Here is a 15020-nt window from a genome sequence, read left to right as displayed (position 1 = left end):
GCCTCAAAGCGGCGAGAAAAGATCGACGGCCTGCTGGCCGCGCGGAGGCTGCTGCATTTCCATCAGGCGGCCGCGGCCACCGTAGGAGATGCGGGCTTCGGCGATCTTGTCGTAGGAGATCTGGTTTTCGGCATTGACGTCCTGTGGGCGAACGATACCGGCAACGTTCAGGATACGCAGTTCCTGGTTCAATCGGACTTCCTGCGAGCCCGAGATGACGAGGTTGCCGTTTTCGAGAATGCCGGTGACGACGGCGGCAACCAGAAGGGTCAGTTTGTCGGTGCGCTCGATCTTGCCCTTGCCGTCGGTGCTGGTGTCGGAACCATAGGTGAGGTCAGTCTTGGACTCGGGCGTCCAGCCGAAGATCTGGGCGTTGACGTCCCAATTCATGCCACTTGAATTCTTGCGGCTGCGGTTGGTCTCGTTGTCGAACGAGCCCTTGTCGTTGATCTGGATGTCGACGGTCAGGATGTCGCCGACATTGAGCGCGCGCGCATCCTTGAAGAGCGCCGCCTGTGAATCGCTCCACAGCGAATAACCCTGCGCCACGGCGCGCGGCTGCTTTGGATAAAGCGCCATCTGCGGCGTCTGGCCGTAGGCAAGACCGCTGCCGATCGGGCTCATGGCGGGCGCGCGGCCGATCTCGCTGACTGCCGTCGGAGACTGGCAACCTGCAAGGAGTGCGAGGGCGGCGATCGCGGCCGGGAAACGCATATTCATGAAGGATCCTTCGACGTATTGGGATCGGACGCACTGGCGATGACGCTGGCAATGGCCGCGGCCTTCTTCGGGTCCATCTCGTTGAGGATGAGGCTCGACTGACGCGGTCCGAGCCGCATGATCACGGCGGAGGCCACCTCAATCTTCATGTCCTGCAGCTGCAGTGCGGCCGAATCCGGCTTCATCTTCTTGTAGATCTCGGTGAGGCCGGCTTCCGCCTGCTTCAGGAAATCGTCGCGCCGCTTCAGCCAGTCCTGGTACTCGGCCTTGCGCTTATCCATCTCCGCCATGCGGGCGTCGATGTCGGCGCGAAGCTTTTCCAGTTCCTGCTTCTGCAGGAGGTAACGCTGGTCGCGGGCGGGGTCGGCGATGTTGGTGCAGAACTGCTTGACTTCGTCCTCAGAGGTGATGTCGCCCGCCGGCGCATGCTCCTGCGCGAAGGCGCCCGGGATCGACAGAAGGACGAGGCCTGCTGCCGGCAGCGCCAGCCGGCGCAGCAATTGCAGGACCGTCATGTCTTTGATGATCTTTATCATTGCAGCACAAGCTCCGCCTGAAGGGCGCCCGCCGACTTGATGCCCTGGAGAATGGCGATGATGCCATCCGGTTTCACGCCGATATTGTTGAGGCCGGCAACGAGGGTCCTGAGGTCGGGACCGTCGATGATGGCGACGCGCCCGCCGGTCTGCTCAGCCGCGATATCGGTCTGCGGCTGGACGGCCGTGCGGCCCTGCGAGAAGGGTTCGGGCTGGATGATCTGCGGCGTCTCGGTGACCTGAACCGTCAGGGTGCCGTAGCTGACGGCGACCGGCGAGACGCGGACGTCGGAGCCGATGACGATCGTTCCGGTACGTTCGTTGATGACAACCTTGGCCGGCGTATCGGTTTCGACGATGAGATTTTCGATGTCGGCCATCAACCGGGTGAGATCGGCCGTGCGCGGCTTCTGGATCACCACTTCCTGCGAATCCTTGGCTTCCGCGACCGGGCCGCCGAAACGTGCCGAGGCATAACCATTGACGATGTCGGCGATCCGGATCGCCGTCGAGAAGTCGGGGTTGCGCAGCTGCAGGACGAGATTGACCGAGTCCTTGAACCGGGACGGCAGTTCACGTTCGATGATCGCGCCGCCGGGCACGCGGCCGGCGGTGGTCACACCTTCGGTCACGGTCGCCGCCTGGCCCTGGGCCTGGAAGCCGGTGACGATGGCAGCGCCCTGGGCGACCGCGTAGATCTGGCCGTCGGCGCCGGAAAGCGAAGTCATGACCAATGTTCCGCCACGCAGCGATGTTGCGTCGCCGAGCGAGCTTACCGTTACGTCGATGCGGCTGCCGGGGCTTGCGAAGGGCGGCAGGTTGGCGGTGACCATGACGGCCGCGGTGTTCTTGGCGTTGGACTGGCCGCCCTGCGTCGAGATGCCGAGATTCTGCAGCATAGCCCGCATCGATTGCTCGGTGAAAGGCGAAGCACGGAAGCCGTCACCGGTTCCCTGCAGCCCGACGATCAGGCCGTAGCCGATCAGCTGGTTGTCGCGGCCGGCCTGAAGCGAGGCGATATCCTTGATGCGGGAGGTCAGCGCCCAGGCGGGCGCGACGTCGACGAGGCTCATGGCGAGCACCGCGACAAGGGTCAGAAACCGGAAGAACAATTTCATTTTGCCCTCACATGGACCGTGCCGTCCGCAAGCACCGTGCCGCTGACGATGACGCCGGAATCCATATTGCGCGCGCGGATCAGCTGCCCTGTGGCGCCGTCTTCGAGCGGCGAGCCGGCGGCTGAGATGGTCATCGCACCGAGCGAGAAGATAAGGCGGATCGAAGAACCGCGGGTCACCGTATAGGGCTCACGCAGACCTGAAACCGAAATCGTGCGGCCCGGCAAAAGCGTGCGCTTGGAGACCAGGCCTTCGACCTGGGAGATGGATTTGGCGAAATCGCCGGAAAGGTTGGGGTTGGTGACCTCGACCTCCTGAAGCTGGCTGGCCGACAATGTGTCGCCGGGGTAGATGATCGTCGTCGGGACGACGGCATAACCCATGCCGGCATCCGCGTCCGCGGGCAAGAAAATGCCCGCGACTGCGATCGTGGCTGCCGCCACCCATCCTGAGATGTGTCCTGCCCGGCAAAACATCATGTTTCGGCCCTTCCCTTTACTTCAGGTTCTTGCTGACGATGGAGGCCATTTCATCAGCGGTGGTGATCACCTTGGAATTCATTTCGTAAGCGCGCTGGGCCGAGATCAGCTCGGTGATTTCCTTCACCGGGTCGACGTTCGAGGATTCCAGATAACCCTGCTTCATGTAGGCGAAACCTTCCTCGTCAGGATTGCCGACGACGGCTTCGCCGGAGGCTGCCGTTTCCTGGAAGAGATTATCGCCGAGCGGCTGGAGACCAGCCTCGTTGACGAAATCGGCAAGCGTCAACTGCCCGAGGACGGTCGCATCCGTCGCACCCGGCAATTTGGCCGAGACCTCGCCCGAGCGACTGATCGTCAGCTCGGTCGAACCTGTCGGAATGGTGATGCCCGGCAGAACCTCGTAGCCGTCAATGGTGACGAGCTGGCCCTGGTCGTTCTTGTTGAAGGCGCCGGCGCGAGAGTAAAGCGTCGTCCCATCGGTCGACTGGATCTGAAAGAAGCCCTTGCCGATCAGCGCCACGTCGAGGTCGTTGCCGGTCTGGGTCAGTTCGCCCTGGAGATGCAGGTTGCGGACCGCCGAGGTCTGGACGCCGAGGCCGATATTGGCACCTTCCGGAACGACAGCCTGGTTGGCGCGGTTGGCGACACCCTTGGCGCGTTCGGTCTGGTAGAGAAGATCGGAGAATTCGGCGCGGGCGCGCTTGAAACCGGTCGTATTGATGTTGGCGATATTGTTCGCGATGACTTCGAGATTGGTCTGCTGGGCATCCATGCCCGTTGCCGCAATGGCGAGCGCTCTCATGTGTTCGTCCTCAAATCAGTTACATCTGCATCTTGGTGACTTCGAGAAAGGCCGAGACGACCTTGTCGCGGATGGCGATCGCCGTCTGCAGCGTCTGCTCGGCCTGGAGCATGGAATCGACGACTTCACGCGTCGTCGCCGTGCCTTTGATCCCGGCAAAGGACATGCTTTCCGCGCCCTTCAGGCTGCTGACCGCGTCGCTCGCCATGTTGCCCATGACCGAGGCGAAGCTCATATTATTGGCCGCACCTGCGGTGCCCGGCATGGTGGCGGCAGACGACGAGGCCGAATTTTCGGTGTCGACGGCGCCAAGCGCACGAGTCATCGAAAGGTTGCTGACATTCTGGACGCTGCTGATCATAATTATTGGCTCTTCAGGAGATCGATCGTGGAGGAGATGAGATCGCGGGTCTGCTTGATGGTCTGCAGATTGGCGTCGTACGAGCGGTTGGCTTCGCGCATGTCGGCCATCTCGACCAGAATGTTGACGTTCGGCAGCTTGACGACGCCCTTCTGGTCCGCAGCCGGATTGCTGGGGTCGAATTCGGTGCTGAAGTCGCCTTCGTCGACGCCGACCTTCTTGACGTCGACCGTCTCGACACCGCTCACACGATCCATCTGCTGGCCGAAGGTGATCGTCTTGCGGCGATAGGGATCGGCACCGGGTGTGTCGCCGGTCGAGCGGGCGTTGGCGATGTTTTCCGAAACGATGCGCAGGCGCGTCGACTGCGCCTCGAGCCCGGAACCGGCGATTTTCATTGCTGCTGAAAGCGGATCCATGACTTTTACTTCCTGACGGTCATCAGCATCATGCGGTTGAAGGAACTGACCAGCGAGGTGTTGAGATCGTACTGACGCTTGATATCGCCGGACTTGGAGAGCTCCTCGGCCAGACCGACCGTGTTACCGGATTCCTGGACGCCGATTTCCTGGTCGAGTGAGGCGTCCTTGACGTCGATATCGCCGCTGGCGCTGAAATCATTGCCGCTGAGATGCGCCGGATTGGTGCGCGCCATGGTGATGTCTGATTTGTCGAGCACGGCATCGAAGGGCGTGACGTCCTTGGCGCGGAACTTCGGGGTATTGGCATTCGCGATGTTGCCGGCAACAACCTGCTGACGGATCGTCAGCCATTCCGCCTGTCGCGAAGCCAAGTCGAAAAGTTGGATCGGTTGCATGAGACTCTCCGTTTTTACTGTCCCGAACCTATTGCGGTAATCTTGCGTGGGACTTACGGGAATTCAGGTTTCAAGGCGCTTTTCGGGGAGCGCCGCGCCCCAAAAAAACCGAGGCCCCGGCCGGTTCGCGGCGGAGCCTCTCTTGCCTCAGGCGTTGACCGACAGGTTCAGTTGTTCTGGTAGGTCTCACCCTTGGAGGTGACGATCATCCACTTGCCCTCGCGCTGTTCGATTGTCGCAAGGCGGCTCTGATCCGGCAAGATCGAGCCGACGCGCACCACATACATGCCGGAGGTGTCCTCGATCAGCGCCCGACCATTGGAGACGTGCAGCAGGCGGAAGGACGACTTGCCGGGGAAGGGCTGATCCTCCAGGATGGGGCGGCCCTCGCGCTCCTTGCCGAGGTCGGAGACCGTCGCCGTCGTCAGCGGATCGATCGGCGGCGCCTTCTTGTCCGGCTCGTTCTTGTTGACCATGGCAAGCGGCGAGACGCTGAAGACGTTACGAGCCGGCCAATCCGGCAGCTCGCGGGAATTGTCGCTGGCGGCGATATTGATGCCGAATTTGTCTTCGTTGAAGAAAACATACCAGGGAAAGAACGCGGAGGCGCCGGCAAGCGCCAGGCCGGCAAAGGTCAGAAACCGATCCAGGCGGGCGGCCTTCCCGCGCTGCTTCGGGGAAGCGATGCGTTCGTCGTCGAATTCAGCCACATCTATCTCCTCTGGATGGCTCCGCCCTGATTGCCGACACCGGCTGCAGCCTTGAGGGCGCCGGCGAGATCGGCAAAGGCATCGGGCGAGTTGCGATCGCCCGGCGACTGTTTCAGGACGTCGTAAATGATCGGCACCTGCTTGACCGCCATGTCGAGATCGGGATCGGCTCCCTGGCGGTAACCGCCGATCAGGCGCAGGTCGCGCGTTTCCTCGAAGCGGTGGATCAGCACTTTCAGCCGCGACACCAGCTTTTCCTGGTCCGGCGTCCAGGCCTTGCGGGCAAGACGAGAGATCGAGGCGAGCGGATCGATCGGCGGATAACGCCCTTCTTCGGCAAGGCTGCGCTGCAGGACGATATGACCATCGAGAATGCCGCGCGTAGAATCGGCGATCGGGTCGTTGTGGTTATCGCCGTCGACGAGGATCGAGATGATCGCGGTGATGGTGCCGGCGCCCTCGGGGCCGGGACCGGCGCGCTCCAACAGGCGCGGCAGCTCGGTGAAGACGGAAGCCGGGTAGCCGCGGGCGATCGGCGGCTCGCCGGAGGCGGTCGCCACCTCGCGGATCGCATGGGCGAAACGCGTGACGCTGTCGACGATGAACAGGACGTTCTCACCCTTGTCGCGGAAATGCTCGGCGATGGTGACCGCCGTCAGCGGCGCCATCTTGCGCAGCATCGGGCTCTCGTCGCTGGTGGCGACGACGGCTATCGCCTTCTTCATGTTGCTGCCGAGCGTATCCTCGATGAATTCGCGCACCTCGCGGCCCCGTTCGCCGACAAGCGCAATGACGACCTTGTCGAAGGCATCGGCGCGGGCGAGCATGGACAGCAGCGTCGACTTGCCGACGCCGGAGCCGGCGAAGATGCCGAGACGCTGCCCGAGGCAGAGCGGCGAGAAGATGTCGATGGCGCGTACGCCGGTCTTGAAGCCGGCCTCGACACGCTTGCGGGTCATCGAGGGCGGCGCGGTATTGGAGATCGAGCGGCGGTCGAGGCCCTCGGCGATCGGGCCGAGGCCGTCGATCGGCTCGCAGAGCGAGTTGACGGTGCGCCCGCACCAGTTGTCCGACGGCGAGATGCGGAAGGCGCCCTTGCGGATGACCGTATCGTGGATGCCGATCGGCTCGCCTGGTTCGATCGGGCAGACATAGATCAGATCCGGCTCGACGCGAACGACCTCGCCCAAATGGATGCCGGTTGCCGATTTATGGGCGACGAACTCGCCGAGGCGAACATGGCGGGAGAGACCGCGAACCGTGTAGTGACCGGCAGCGATGGTCTGCACGCGACCGCCATGGGCAACCGAAAACTCCGGCGATGCGTATCGGTCGACGAGGCCAGCCAGATGCGCCAGCTTCGGGGAAAGACCGTCCTCGGACAGCAGCGTGGTGCTCATTCTTCAATCCCACCCGCAAATGCGACGCATTTTCGGTCTCTGTTCTTATGCATGTCGTCCTCCCAAAACCGCTGCACACTTTTGGGCGACATGCATTAGCGGCTACCTCCAAGCGTCTGGACGGCTTCCTTGAAGGAATCCTCGCTGTCGCGCATCAGCGACGAGACGCTTTCGAAGGCGCGGTTGACTTCGATCAGCTGGGTGATCTCGCGCATGGCGTTGACATTGGAGTTTTCGAGATAACCCTGCTCGACACCGACATTGAAGCGGTCGACGACGGCGCGCGGCTGGTCGGTGGTCATGATGCCGCTGTTTTCGTAGCGCAGGTAACCCTTGCTGATATCCGCCTCGAACAGCCCGAGTGAACCGACCTGGCGGTCACCCTGATAGATGATGCCGTCGGTGCCGACGGCCGGCTCGCCGCCTTTGGAGTTGAGCTGGATCGGTGCGCCGCCGGCGTCGAGAACGGGATATCCGCGGATCGAGACCAGTTCGCCGGTATCCTTGAGGGTGAAGCGGCCGTCCCTCGTCAGCACCCGGCCGGCGGGCGTATCGAGCGAGAACCACGCATCGCCCTTGATGGCGAAATCAAGCATGTTGCCGGTGTGCTGCAGCTCGCCGTTCGACTCGTTCAGATAGTCATTGCCCTGGGAAACGAAGGCGACCTTGGTGTTCAGCTTGTTCTTGGTCGCCGCCACCATCTCGTCGAACTTCACCTCGGTGGCGCGAAAACCGGTCGTGTTCACGTTCGCCATGTTGTCTGCGATGGTGTTCAGGCGCTTTTCGAGAGCCATCTGCGACGACAGAGAAACATAAAGACCGGATTGCATGTCGGTAGGCTCCAAGCATTGGCGATGAACGGAACGAAAAGCCGGGCGTCGTCTTATGAGGTTCGGCCGGGATTTCGCTGAGGCGGCATCTCAGAAACGGGTGCGGGCACCCATTCGTCTCCTTAAGACTGACGCCAGATGCTTGCGCGAAGCTGGCACGCGGAAATGCTTGGCGCGCGGGCCCGTTCATCAGCCTCACGCAAGGCAGAAACCCTAACCGTCTTAGAGAAAAGTAACGTTCAGATTGGGCTGACGATGAATATCATTATCGGATTTATAGTGACTTGCGGCTGTGTCATCGGCAGCTTCATGGCAATGGGCGGCCACGTGGACGCGCTGTTCCAGCCCTTCGAATTCGTGATCATCGGCGGCGCCGGTCTCGGCAGCTTCATCATGGCGAACCCGATGAAGGTGGTGAAGGATTCCGGCAAGGCGCTCGGCGAAGCCTTCAAGCACGCCGTGCCGAAGGAACGCAATTATCTCGATACGCTCGGCGTGCTCTATTCCTTGATGCGCGACCTGCGCACCAAGTCGCGTAACGAAATCGAAGCCCATATCGACAATCCGGCAGAATCGACGATCTTCCAGTCGGCCCCAACCATTCTGAAGAACAAGGAACTGACGGCCTTCATCTGTGACTATGTGCGCCTGATCATCATCGGCAACGCCCGCAGCCACGAAATCGAAGCGCTGATGGACGAAGAGCTCAACACCATCATGCACGACAAGATGAAGCCCTACTACGCGATCCAGATCATGGGCGATTCCTTCCCGGCGATCGGTATCGTCGCGGCGGTTCTCGGCGTCATCAAGGCGATGGCCCATATCAACGATTCGCCCGAAGTGCTCGGCCACCTGATCGGCTCGGCGCTGGTCGGCACCTTCCTCGGCATCCTCTTGTCCTACTGCGTCTGCTCGCCGCTGGTCTCCCAGATCAAGATCGTGCGCAACAAGCAGCACCGCCTTTACGTCATCGTCAAGCAGACGCTGCTTGCCTACATGAACGGCTCGGTGCCGCAAGTCGCTCTCGAATACGGCCGCAAGACGATCTCGGCTTACGAGCGCCCGTCCATCGATGCGGTCGAACAGGAAATGATGAACCCAGGCGGCGAAAACAAGGCGGCTTAAATGACCATGAGCAATGCTTCGCACGACAAACCGGCAATGGATCCTGCCCTTCTCGCCAAGCTGACCGGCGGGCTCGGCGACAAAGGCAGGGTCGCCAAGATCTGCAGCTCCTTCGGGGAAATCTACAGCGAATTCTTTCCCGACGTCATCAAGAGCGAGACCGGCCTCGAGGTGACGGTCAACTATCTCGGCTGCGAAATCGGCTACAAGAACCATCTGATCGACGACCTGAGCTCGAACGTCACGCTCGTCGATGCGACCTTGCGCAACTGGTCGCAGAACATCACGATTGCCTGCGGCAACGGTTTCGTCATTACGCTGATGGAGCACCTGCTCGGCGCCACCGCCGATACGATCGAGGAGCCTGCCGACCGGCTGCTGTCGATCATCGAGACGGACCTGGCGGTGATGGTTTTCGACAAGATCGCCAAGGTGCTGCGCTCGGCCGTCAACGCACCCGGCGGCTTCGAACCGAGCCTCTCGGTCCCACACGCCCTTGAGATGCGCGCCCGGCCGCCGGAAGACCGCCCGGACGAATTCGCCGCCGCCATCAATATGTCGATCACGCTTGCCGGCATCGTGTCGGAATTTTCGTTGATGGTTCCGCAGACGGCGCTGTTGAAGACCAAGGTGACGCCGCCGAAGCCGAAGCGCCAGTCCGGCGGCAGCTCAGCGGAATGGACCGAACAGCTCGGCGACCAGGTTCGCCGCTCGCATGTCACGCTCGAGGCCAAGATCAGGCTGCAGGACCTGACATTGCGCACGATCTCGAAGCTGATGGTTGGCGACGTCATTCCTTTCCGTGACCATGGCGACGTGCGCGTCGAGGTCAGCGCCAACAGCAAGGAATTGTATGTGTGCGAGTTCGGGCGTTCAGGCGAAAACTACATGGTCCGCGTCAAGGATACGATGAACTCGGATGACGAACTCATCCGTCATTTAATGAATTAATCGGTTCTCTGGCTTTCGGGCTGCAAAGGCAGTTTGAGGCAAGTTTCAACTGGAATAGTGATTTCATGGCTACGAAGAAAACACAGCAGAACAGCGACCTCTCCCTGGATATGCCGGGCAGCGAAGCGGATCTCGATCAGGCGATCGACGATCTGCGCGGCGTGCTGAAGCAGGATGCCGATGGCGACCTGCCGCAGTTTGGCGACGACCTGCAGAACGACGCCTTCGCAGCAGGAACCGATCTGGCGGCTTTCGGCGGCGAGATTTCGGACAGCCCGTTCGGCGGCGACGATTTCGGCGGCGATTTCGGTGCCGGCAATGCCGGCGCGGCTGCCGGCATGGATTTCGGCAGCACCCCTTCTTTCGATGCGTCGCCGGCTCCGCTCGGCAGCGCCTTGAATTCCAATTTCGAACTGATCATGGACATTCCGATCGATGTCCAGATCATGCTCGGCACCAGCCGCATGCAGGTCTCCGGCCTGATGAACCTCAATGAAGGGGCGACGATCGCCCTCGACAAGAAAATCGGCGAGCCGGTCGAGATCATGGTGAACGGCCGCAGGATTGCCCGCGGCGAGATTACGGTGCTTGATAACGACGACACCCGATTCGGTGTGAAACTGATAGAAGTTTTGAGTACGAAAAAAGCCTGATCCCTGTGTGGGACGGAGAGGTTAGACCATGATGGACTTTGACGATTTCGGCGGCGCGCTAGCCGGGAAACCGTTGACCCAGGCTGAAAAGGCGGCGGCTGTTCTTCTCGCTATGGGAAAGGGCGTCGCCGGCCGGCTGTTGAAATATTTCACCCAGGCCGAATTGCAGACCATTATCTCATCCGCCCAGTCGCTGCGCGCCATTCCGCCGGACGAGCTGTTGATGCTCGTCTCCGAGTTCGAAGACCTCTTCACCGAGGGCGCCGGACTGATGGACAACGCCAAGGCGATCGAAGCCATTCTGGAAGAAGGCCTGACGCCTGACGAGGTCGACAGCCTGCTCGGCCGCCGCACGGCGTTCCAGGCCTACGAAACCTCGATCTGGGATCGCCTCAGCGAGGCGGAGCCGACATTCATCGCCCAGTTCCTGCTGCGCGAACATCCGCAGACCGTTGCTTATATTCTGTCGATGATGCCTTCCAACTTCGGCGCCAAGGTGCTGCTGCAGCTTCCCGACAACCGCCGCGCCGACATCATGAACCGAACCGTCAATATGAAGACCGTCAGCCCGAAGGCTGCGCAGATCATCGAGAACCAGGTCATGACGCTGCTTGCCGAGGTCGAGGCAGAGCGCAATGCCGCCGGCTCGACGAAGGTCGCCGATCTGATGAACGAGCTCGACAAGCCGCAGGTCGACACGCTGCTTACCTCGCTCGAATCGATCAGCCGCGAATCCGTCAACAAGGTCCGCCCGAAGATCTTCCTGTTCGAGGACCTCATGTACATGCCGCAGCGCAGCCGTGTCCTGCTGCTCAACGACATCTCGACGGATGTGCTCACCGTCTCCCTGCGCGGTTCGCCGCCCGAGATCCGCGAATCGGTTCTCTCCGCCATCAGCCCGCGCCAGCGCCGCATGATCGAATCGGATCTGCAGAGCGGCATGGGCGGCGTCAATCCGCGCGAGATCGCCATTGCCCGGCGCGCCGTGGCGCAGGAAGCGATTCGCCTGGCCAATTCTGGCCAGATCGAACTCAAGGAAAAAGAAGGCGACGCTTCGGCAGCCGCCTGATCCTGCGAGACTGTTAACAAATCCAGCCGCCCGCAAGGCGGCTGTTGATCGCCATGCCACAGGCGACTACCCTTCCAACAATAGGCCGCGCTCTAAAGCGCGTCGCAGGAACCCGGTTTCCGCGACGCGCTTTAGCTCTTTGTTTTGACGCATGTCGTCATCCAAAACCGCTGCACGTGTTTGGGCGACATGCATTAGCTGCGCTCTATATCTTTGACGGAGGGCCGCGACTTGGCAGATGATGACAAGGACAGCAAAACAGAAGCCCCGACCGCGAAAAAGCAAACCGACGCCGCCGAGAAAGGCAACGTGCCGTTTTCGCGCGAACTGTCGATCTTCGCGACCATCCTTGCCACCTATATCTACCTGGTGTTCTTCCTCCCCGACAGCGTCGGGCGGATGGCTGAAACGCTGCGCGACATCTTCGATCAGCCCGACCAATGGAAGATCGAGACCGGGCCTGACGTCCTTTCGCTGTTCGTTAAGCTCGGCTGGGCCACTGCGGCGCTGCTGGCGCCGGCTTTCATCCTGTTCATGGTGTTCGGCATCGCCTCCTCCATCTTCCAGAACCTGCCGACGCCGGTGCTCGAACGCATCCGGCCGCAGGCCTCGCGCATCTCTCCCGTTAAAGGCTGGGAACGGCTCTTCAGCCTGCCGGGCCTCATCGAGTTCGGAAAATCGCTGTTCAAGGTCGTCGTCGTCGGGGTCATCCTGTTTTTCGTGCTGAGGAGCGAATATTTCAGCTCGATCGACGCAATGTTCTCCGATCCGCAGACGATCCTGGTGCGGATCTCGACGGCGATGCGCAAGATCATCATCGTCGTGCTGATCGCCACCGCGATCGTGGCGATCGTCGATGTCTTCTGGACGCGTCATCACTGGTTCACCGAGCTGAAGATGACGCGGCACGAGATCAAGGAAGAAAACAAGCAGGCGCAGGGCGACCCCTTCGTCAAGGGCCGCCAGCGCTCGCTGATGCGCGACCGCGCGCGCCGGCGCATGATCTCGAATGTGCACCGGGCGACGCTCGTCATCGCCAACCCGACGCACTATGCGGTGGCGCTGCGCTACGCGCGCGAAGAAAACGACGCGCCGGTGGTGCTGGCCAAGGGCCAGGACCTCATTGCGCTCAAAATCAGGGAGATTGCCGAGAAAAACGGCATCCCGGTGTTCGAGGATCCGCCGCTTGCGCGCTCCATGTTTGCGCAAGTCTCGGTCGATACTGTCATCCCGTCAGTCTTCTATAAGGCCGTTGCGGAGCTGATCCACCGGGTTTACGCCGCAGACGCCAAGAACAAACGGGTAAGATAAGCCGAATGAAAAAATGCCCTCACTCTACCCAGCGTGAAAAAATCCTCGCAGTTGCGATCAGCCCGGTCGCCACGGAACTGCGCCTTCTGGATGCTTCTGACCTTATTTCGCTGCTGCGCTTCGAGTATTACGGCAATCTTTCCGATCTCGTCGCTTCGGCGGCAGAGCTTTTCTTTCATCCGGGCACGGTGAATTTCGGCCTGGGCGGCAACTATACGCTGGAGTGGGGCGGCAAGCCCAAAGTCGTTCTCGATCTGGAAATCAAGCCGCGCGGCGTCACCGTCTATGCACAGCTGACGCTTGCCGAAGATCACGCCGGCATCGAGATCAACCATATCGCGTTCCAGGATCCCTCGGCCGATCCCGATGAGAACACCCGCTTCCTCGAAAAGAGCCTTCGAGAATCGCGCTACAGCGTCAGCCAGGCGCCGCGGGCGCTGGCCAGCTGACCTCTTATCAAGACATGAGAGCTTTCATCCGGCTCAGCTGAGCTGAGCTGAGCGGGGCTCAGCTGATATATCCGAGCCGGATCGCCTTGGCGATCGCCTGGATGCGATTGACGGAATCGAGCTTGATCGTCGCCGAGCCGAGATAGGCGTTGACGGTGTGCACCGATAGGCCGAGCTTGTCGGCAATCTCTTCGCTGATGCGGCCGTCGCCGGCAAGCTGGAGACAGGCGATCTCGCGTTCGCTGAGGGCTTCGGCGGCCGCCGTGCGGCGTTCGTCGAGCGAGAGCAGATCCATCATGATATGGCAGCAGCGACCGTGCAGCTCGACGATGGTATCGCTCGAGGGGTCGATCTCATCGCCGGTGAAAACGATGAAACCGTTGCCGACGGCGCCGAGCCGCACTGGAAAGGCAAGGCCGGAAAAAGGCACGATCCCATCCTGCAGTCGCGTCATGAACGGCGCGAAGTCGGCAGGACCAGGGGCCGCGCGGTCGCAACCGCCCGCCCATGAGAGCGGCAACAACGACTTTTCGATATGCTCGAGAAGGACATCGCCGTAGGCATCCGTGAAGGCCTTGCCGAAACCGGCATTGGAAGACCCCCAGTTTTCGAGTTCGCAGACAAGGCGCTGCTTTGCCGGAATACCCGAGCCGCTGACGCGGAAGATCGCGAAGCCGTGAGCATCGGCGAGTTTCTGCATGGCAATCAGCCGCGGAAAGAGATCGGACCGGCTGGAAATCCTGTTCACACGCACCATGCGCGACTGCTCGGCACTGCTCATCGTCCTGGCTGATGGATGTGCCATGGATCCCCCTATACGAGATTATTGCGGACGGCGAAGGCTATGGCCTCGGAGCGGGTCTTGGTCGCCGTCTTGCGCATCACGCTGGTAATGTAGTTGTTGATGGTATTGCGGGAGATGCCGAGGATCATCGCGATCTCGTCGCTGGTCTTGCCCTCGGCGATCCAGAACAGGCATTCGAGCTCGCGGTCGGTCAATTCGAAATCGCGATCGACCCTGGTACCGCCACAGCGCAGGAAACTCGCGACGTAACCTGCAAGCAGGCCGACATCCCGCAGGCGCTCCGGCGACAGGATGAACCCCTCGCCGAACAGGAACATCAGGGCCAACCGCGACCGGCCGACATTGAAGGTTACCGAACAATATTGGCGGCTGGCGCCGTCCGGCACGTCGGCACTGTCAGGCATAAGAGCAAAATTCGGCTGGAAGACCTGCATGCATTTTTCCAGCTCCGTCGAACGGGCATAGCCGCGAACCAGATCGTTGGCGATATCCCTGACCAGGTCAAACGGCCAATCCGACGAGACGATGAAATCGAGGCCGCTTTCCTGGAGGAGATCGCAGCGCGCCAGAAGGTAGTGCGAAGCACCGACATACTCCGTCAGCGCGCGCAGACCGGACTGCAACCTGCCAGTGTTGGCGACACCGTGCAGGCGCTGGAGCAGTTGATCGCGCGGCAACAAATCCGGCACCACAGCGCTCGCAAAATTCGACATTTGCCTCTCGCCTTTGCTCGCCTGAATTACATCCATATCCATTGGCAATGTCCTGCGGCTGAGAAACGATCAAACTCGGTGCAACAGCAATTTTTCTATAAGGGATTCAATTCGAGTCCCGCTCGAATCCCATTTCGAATCACCCAAGGGTAAGCCAGCCGATGC

19 protein-coding genes are annotated in these 15020 nt (G+C 61.1%); 6 read left to right on the top strand and 13 right to left on the bottom strand.

Annotated elements, in window-relative coordinates:
- Positions 1–3: 3 nt before the first annotated feature.
- The 11 genes from flgH to flgF all read right to left on the bottom strand — a co-directional run bounded on the left by flgH (position 4) and on the right by flgF (position 7776).
- Positions 4–720: a flagellar basal body L-ring protein FlgH gene (flgH, locus tag CO657_RS01695; protein ID WP_054183720.1), complete on the bottom strand. Its 717-nt coding sequence runs from the start codon at positions 718–720 to the stop codon at positions 4–6.
- The gene (locus CO657_RS01690) at positions 717–1256 is read right to left on the bottom strand and encodes a MotE family protein (protein WP_054183721.1); all 540 of its coding nucleotides are present in this window, start codon (positions 1254–1256) and stop codon (positions 717–719) included. Before CO657_RS01690 ends, flgH begins: the two co-directional genes overlap by 4 nt.
- On the bottom strand, positions 1253–2374 hold the full coding sequence (locus CO657_RS01685; protein WP_054183722.1) for a flagellar basal body P-ring protein FlgI: 1122 nt from the start codon (positions 2372–2374) through the stop codon (positions 1253–1255). Before CO657_RS01685 ends, CO657_RS01690 begins: the two co-directional genes overlap by 4 nt.
- Positions 2371–2853 carry a flagellar basal body P-ring formation chaperone FlgA gene (gene flgA, locus CO657_RS01680; RefSeq protein WP_054183723.1) on the bottom strand — a complete coding sequence of 161 codons (483 nt, stop codon included), beginning with the start codon at positions 2851–2853 and terminating at the stop codon, positions 2371–2373. The genes CO657_RS01685 and flgA overlap by 4 nt, the downstream gene beginning before the upstream one ends.
- Positions 2854–2869: 16 nt before the next feature.
- A complete protein-coding gene (flgG, locus tag CO657_RS01675) occupies positions 2870–3658 on the bottom strand; it encodes a flagellar basal-body rod protein FlgG (RefSeq protein ID WP_054183724.1) in 789 nt (262 codons plus the stop codon).
- 19 nt (positions 3659–3677) lie between these two features.
- Positions 3678–4019, bottom strand: coding sequence for a flagellar hook-basal body complex protein FliE (gene fliE / locus CO657_RS01670; RefSeq protein ID WP_003588549.1), 342 nt, complete (start codon positions 4017–4019; stop codon positions 3678–3680).
- Positions 4020–4021: 2 nt separating this feature from the next.
- Positions 4022–4438 carry a flagellar basal body rod protein FlgC gene (flgC, locus tag CO657_RS01665; RefSeq protein WP_003570338.1) on the bottom strand — a complete coding sequence of 139 codons (417 nt, stop codon included), beginning with the start codon at positions 4436–4438 and terminating at the stop codon, positions 4022–4024.
- A gap of 5 nt (positions 4439–4443) precedes the next feature.
- Positions 4444–4836 (bottom strand): flagellar basal body rod protein FlgB, encoded by a 393-nt coding sequence (gene flgB, locus CO657_RS01660; protein ID WP_003588551.1) that lies wholly within the window; start codon positions 4834–4836, stop codon positions 4444–4446.
- Between the two features lie 167 nt (positions 4837–5003).
- A complete protein-coding gene (locus CO657_RS01655) occupies positions 5004–5546 on the bottom strand; it encodes a hypothetical protein (RefSeq protein ID WP_003588553.1) in 543 nt (180 codons plus the stop codon).
- A 2-nt stretch (positions 5547–5548) separates the two neighbouring features.
- Positions 5549–6946: a flagellar protein export ATPase FliI gene (gene fliI, locus CO657_RS01650; RefSeq protein ID WP_054183725.1), complete on the bottom strand. Its 1398-nt coding sequence runs from the start codon at positions 6944–6946 to the stop codon at positions 5549–5551.
- Between the two features lie 95 nt (positions 6947–7041).
- Positions 7042–7776, bottom strand: coding sequence for a flagellar basal-body rod protein FlgF (gene flgF, locus CO657_RS01645; protein ID WP_003588556.1), 735 nt, complete (start codon positions 7774–7776; stop codon positions 7042–7044).
- 255 nt (positions 7777–8031) lie between these two features.
- On the opposite strand from flgF, the gene motA reads away from it, so the two are divergent.
- From motA to CO657_RS01615, 6 genes are all read left to right on the top strand, one after another.
- Positions 8032–8904: a flagellar motor stator protein MotA gene (motA, locus tag CO657_RS01640; protein ID WP_037073310.1), complete on the top strand. Its 873-nt coding sequence runs from the start codon at positions 8032–8034 to the stop codon at positions 8902–8904.
- On the top strand, positions 8905–9855 hold the full coding sequence (locus CO657_RS01635) for a FliM/FliN family flagellar motor switch protein (RefSeq protein ID WP_054183726.1): 951 nt from the start codon (positions 8905–8907) through the stop codon (positions 9853–9855).
- A gap of 65 nt (positions 9856–9920) precedes the next feature.
- Positions 9921–10508, top strand: coding sequence for a flagellar motor switch protein FliN (gene fliN / locus CO657_RS01630; protein ID WP_054183727.1), 588 nt, complete (start codon positions 9921–9923; stop codon positions 10506–10508).
- A gap of 28 nt (positions 10509–10536) precedes the next feature.
- The gene (gene fliG / locus CO657_RS01625; RefSeq protein WP_003588564.1) at positions 10537–11577 is read left to right on the top strand and encodes a flagellar motor switch protein FliG; all 1041 of its coding nucleotides are present in this window, start codon (positions 10537–10539) and stop codon (positions 11575–11577) included.
- A 231-nt stretch (positions 11578–11808) separates the two neighbouring features.
- Positions 11809–12888 carry a flagellar biosynthesis protein FlhB gene (flhB, locus tag CO657_RS01620; RefSeq protein WP_054183728.1) on the top strand — a complete coding sequence of 360 codons (1080 nt, stop codon included), beginning with the start codon at positions 11809–11811 and terminating at the stop codon, positions 12886–12888.
- Positions 12889–12893: 5 nt separating this feature from the next.
- The gene (locus tag CO657_RS01615) at positions 12894–13337 is read left to right on the top strand and encodes a hypothetical protein (RefSeq protein ID WP_054183729.1); all 444 of its coding nucleotides are present in this window, start codon (positions 12894–12896) and stop codon (positions 13335–13337) included.
- A gap of 58 nt (positions 13338–13395) precedes the next feature.
- On the opposite strand, the gene visR is transcribed toward CO657_RS01615, so the two are convergent.
- A complete protein-coding gene (visR, locus tag CO657_RS01610) occupies positions 13396–14142 on the bottom strand; it encodes a transcriptional regulator VisR (RefSeq protein ID WP_003588568.1) in 747 nt (248 codons plus the stop codon).
- 8 nt (positions 14143–14150) lie between these two features.
- On the bottom strand, positions 14151–14897 hold the full coding sequence (gene visN, locus CO657_RS01605; RefSeq protein ID WP_012556592.1) for a transcriptional regulator VisN: 747 nt from the start codon (positions 14895–14897) through the stop codon (positions 14151–14153).
- Positions 14898–15020: the final 123 nt, after the last annotated feature.

It is taken from the genome of Rhizobium acidisoli, from assembly GCF_002531755.2.
GTDB lineage: Bacteria > Pseudomonadota > Alphaproteobacteria > Rhizobiales > Rhizobiaceae > Rhizobium > Rhizobium acidisoli.
This window is presented reverse-complemented; position numbering and strand designations above follow the sequence as displayed.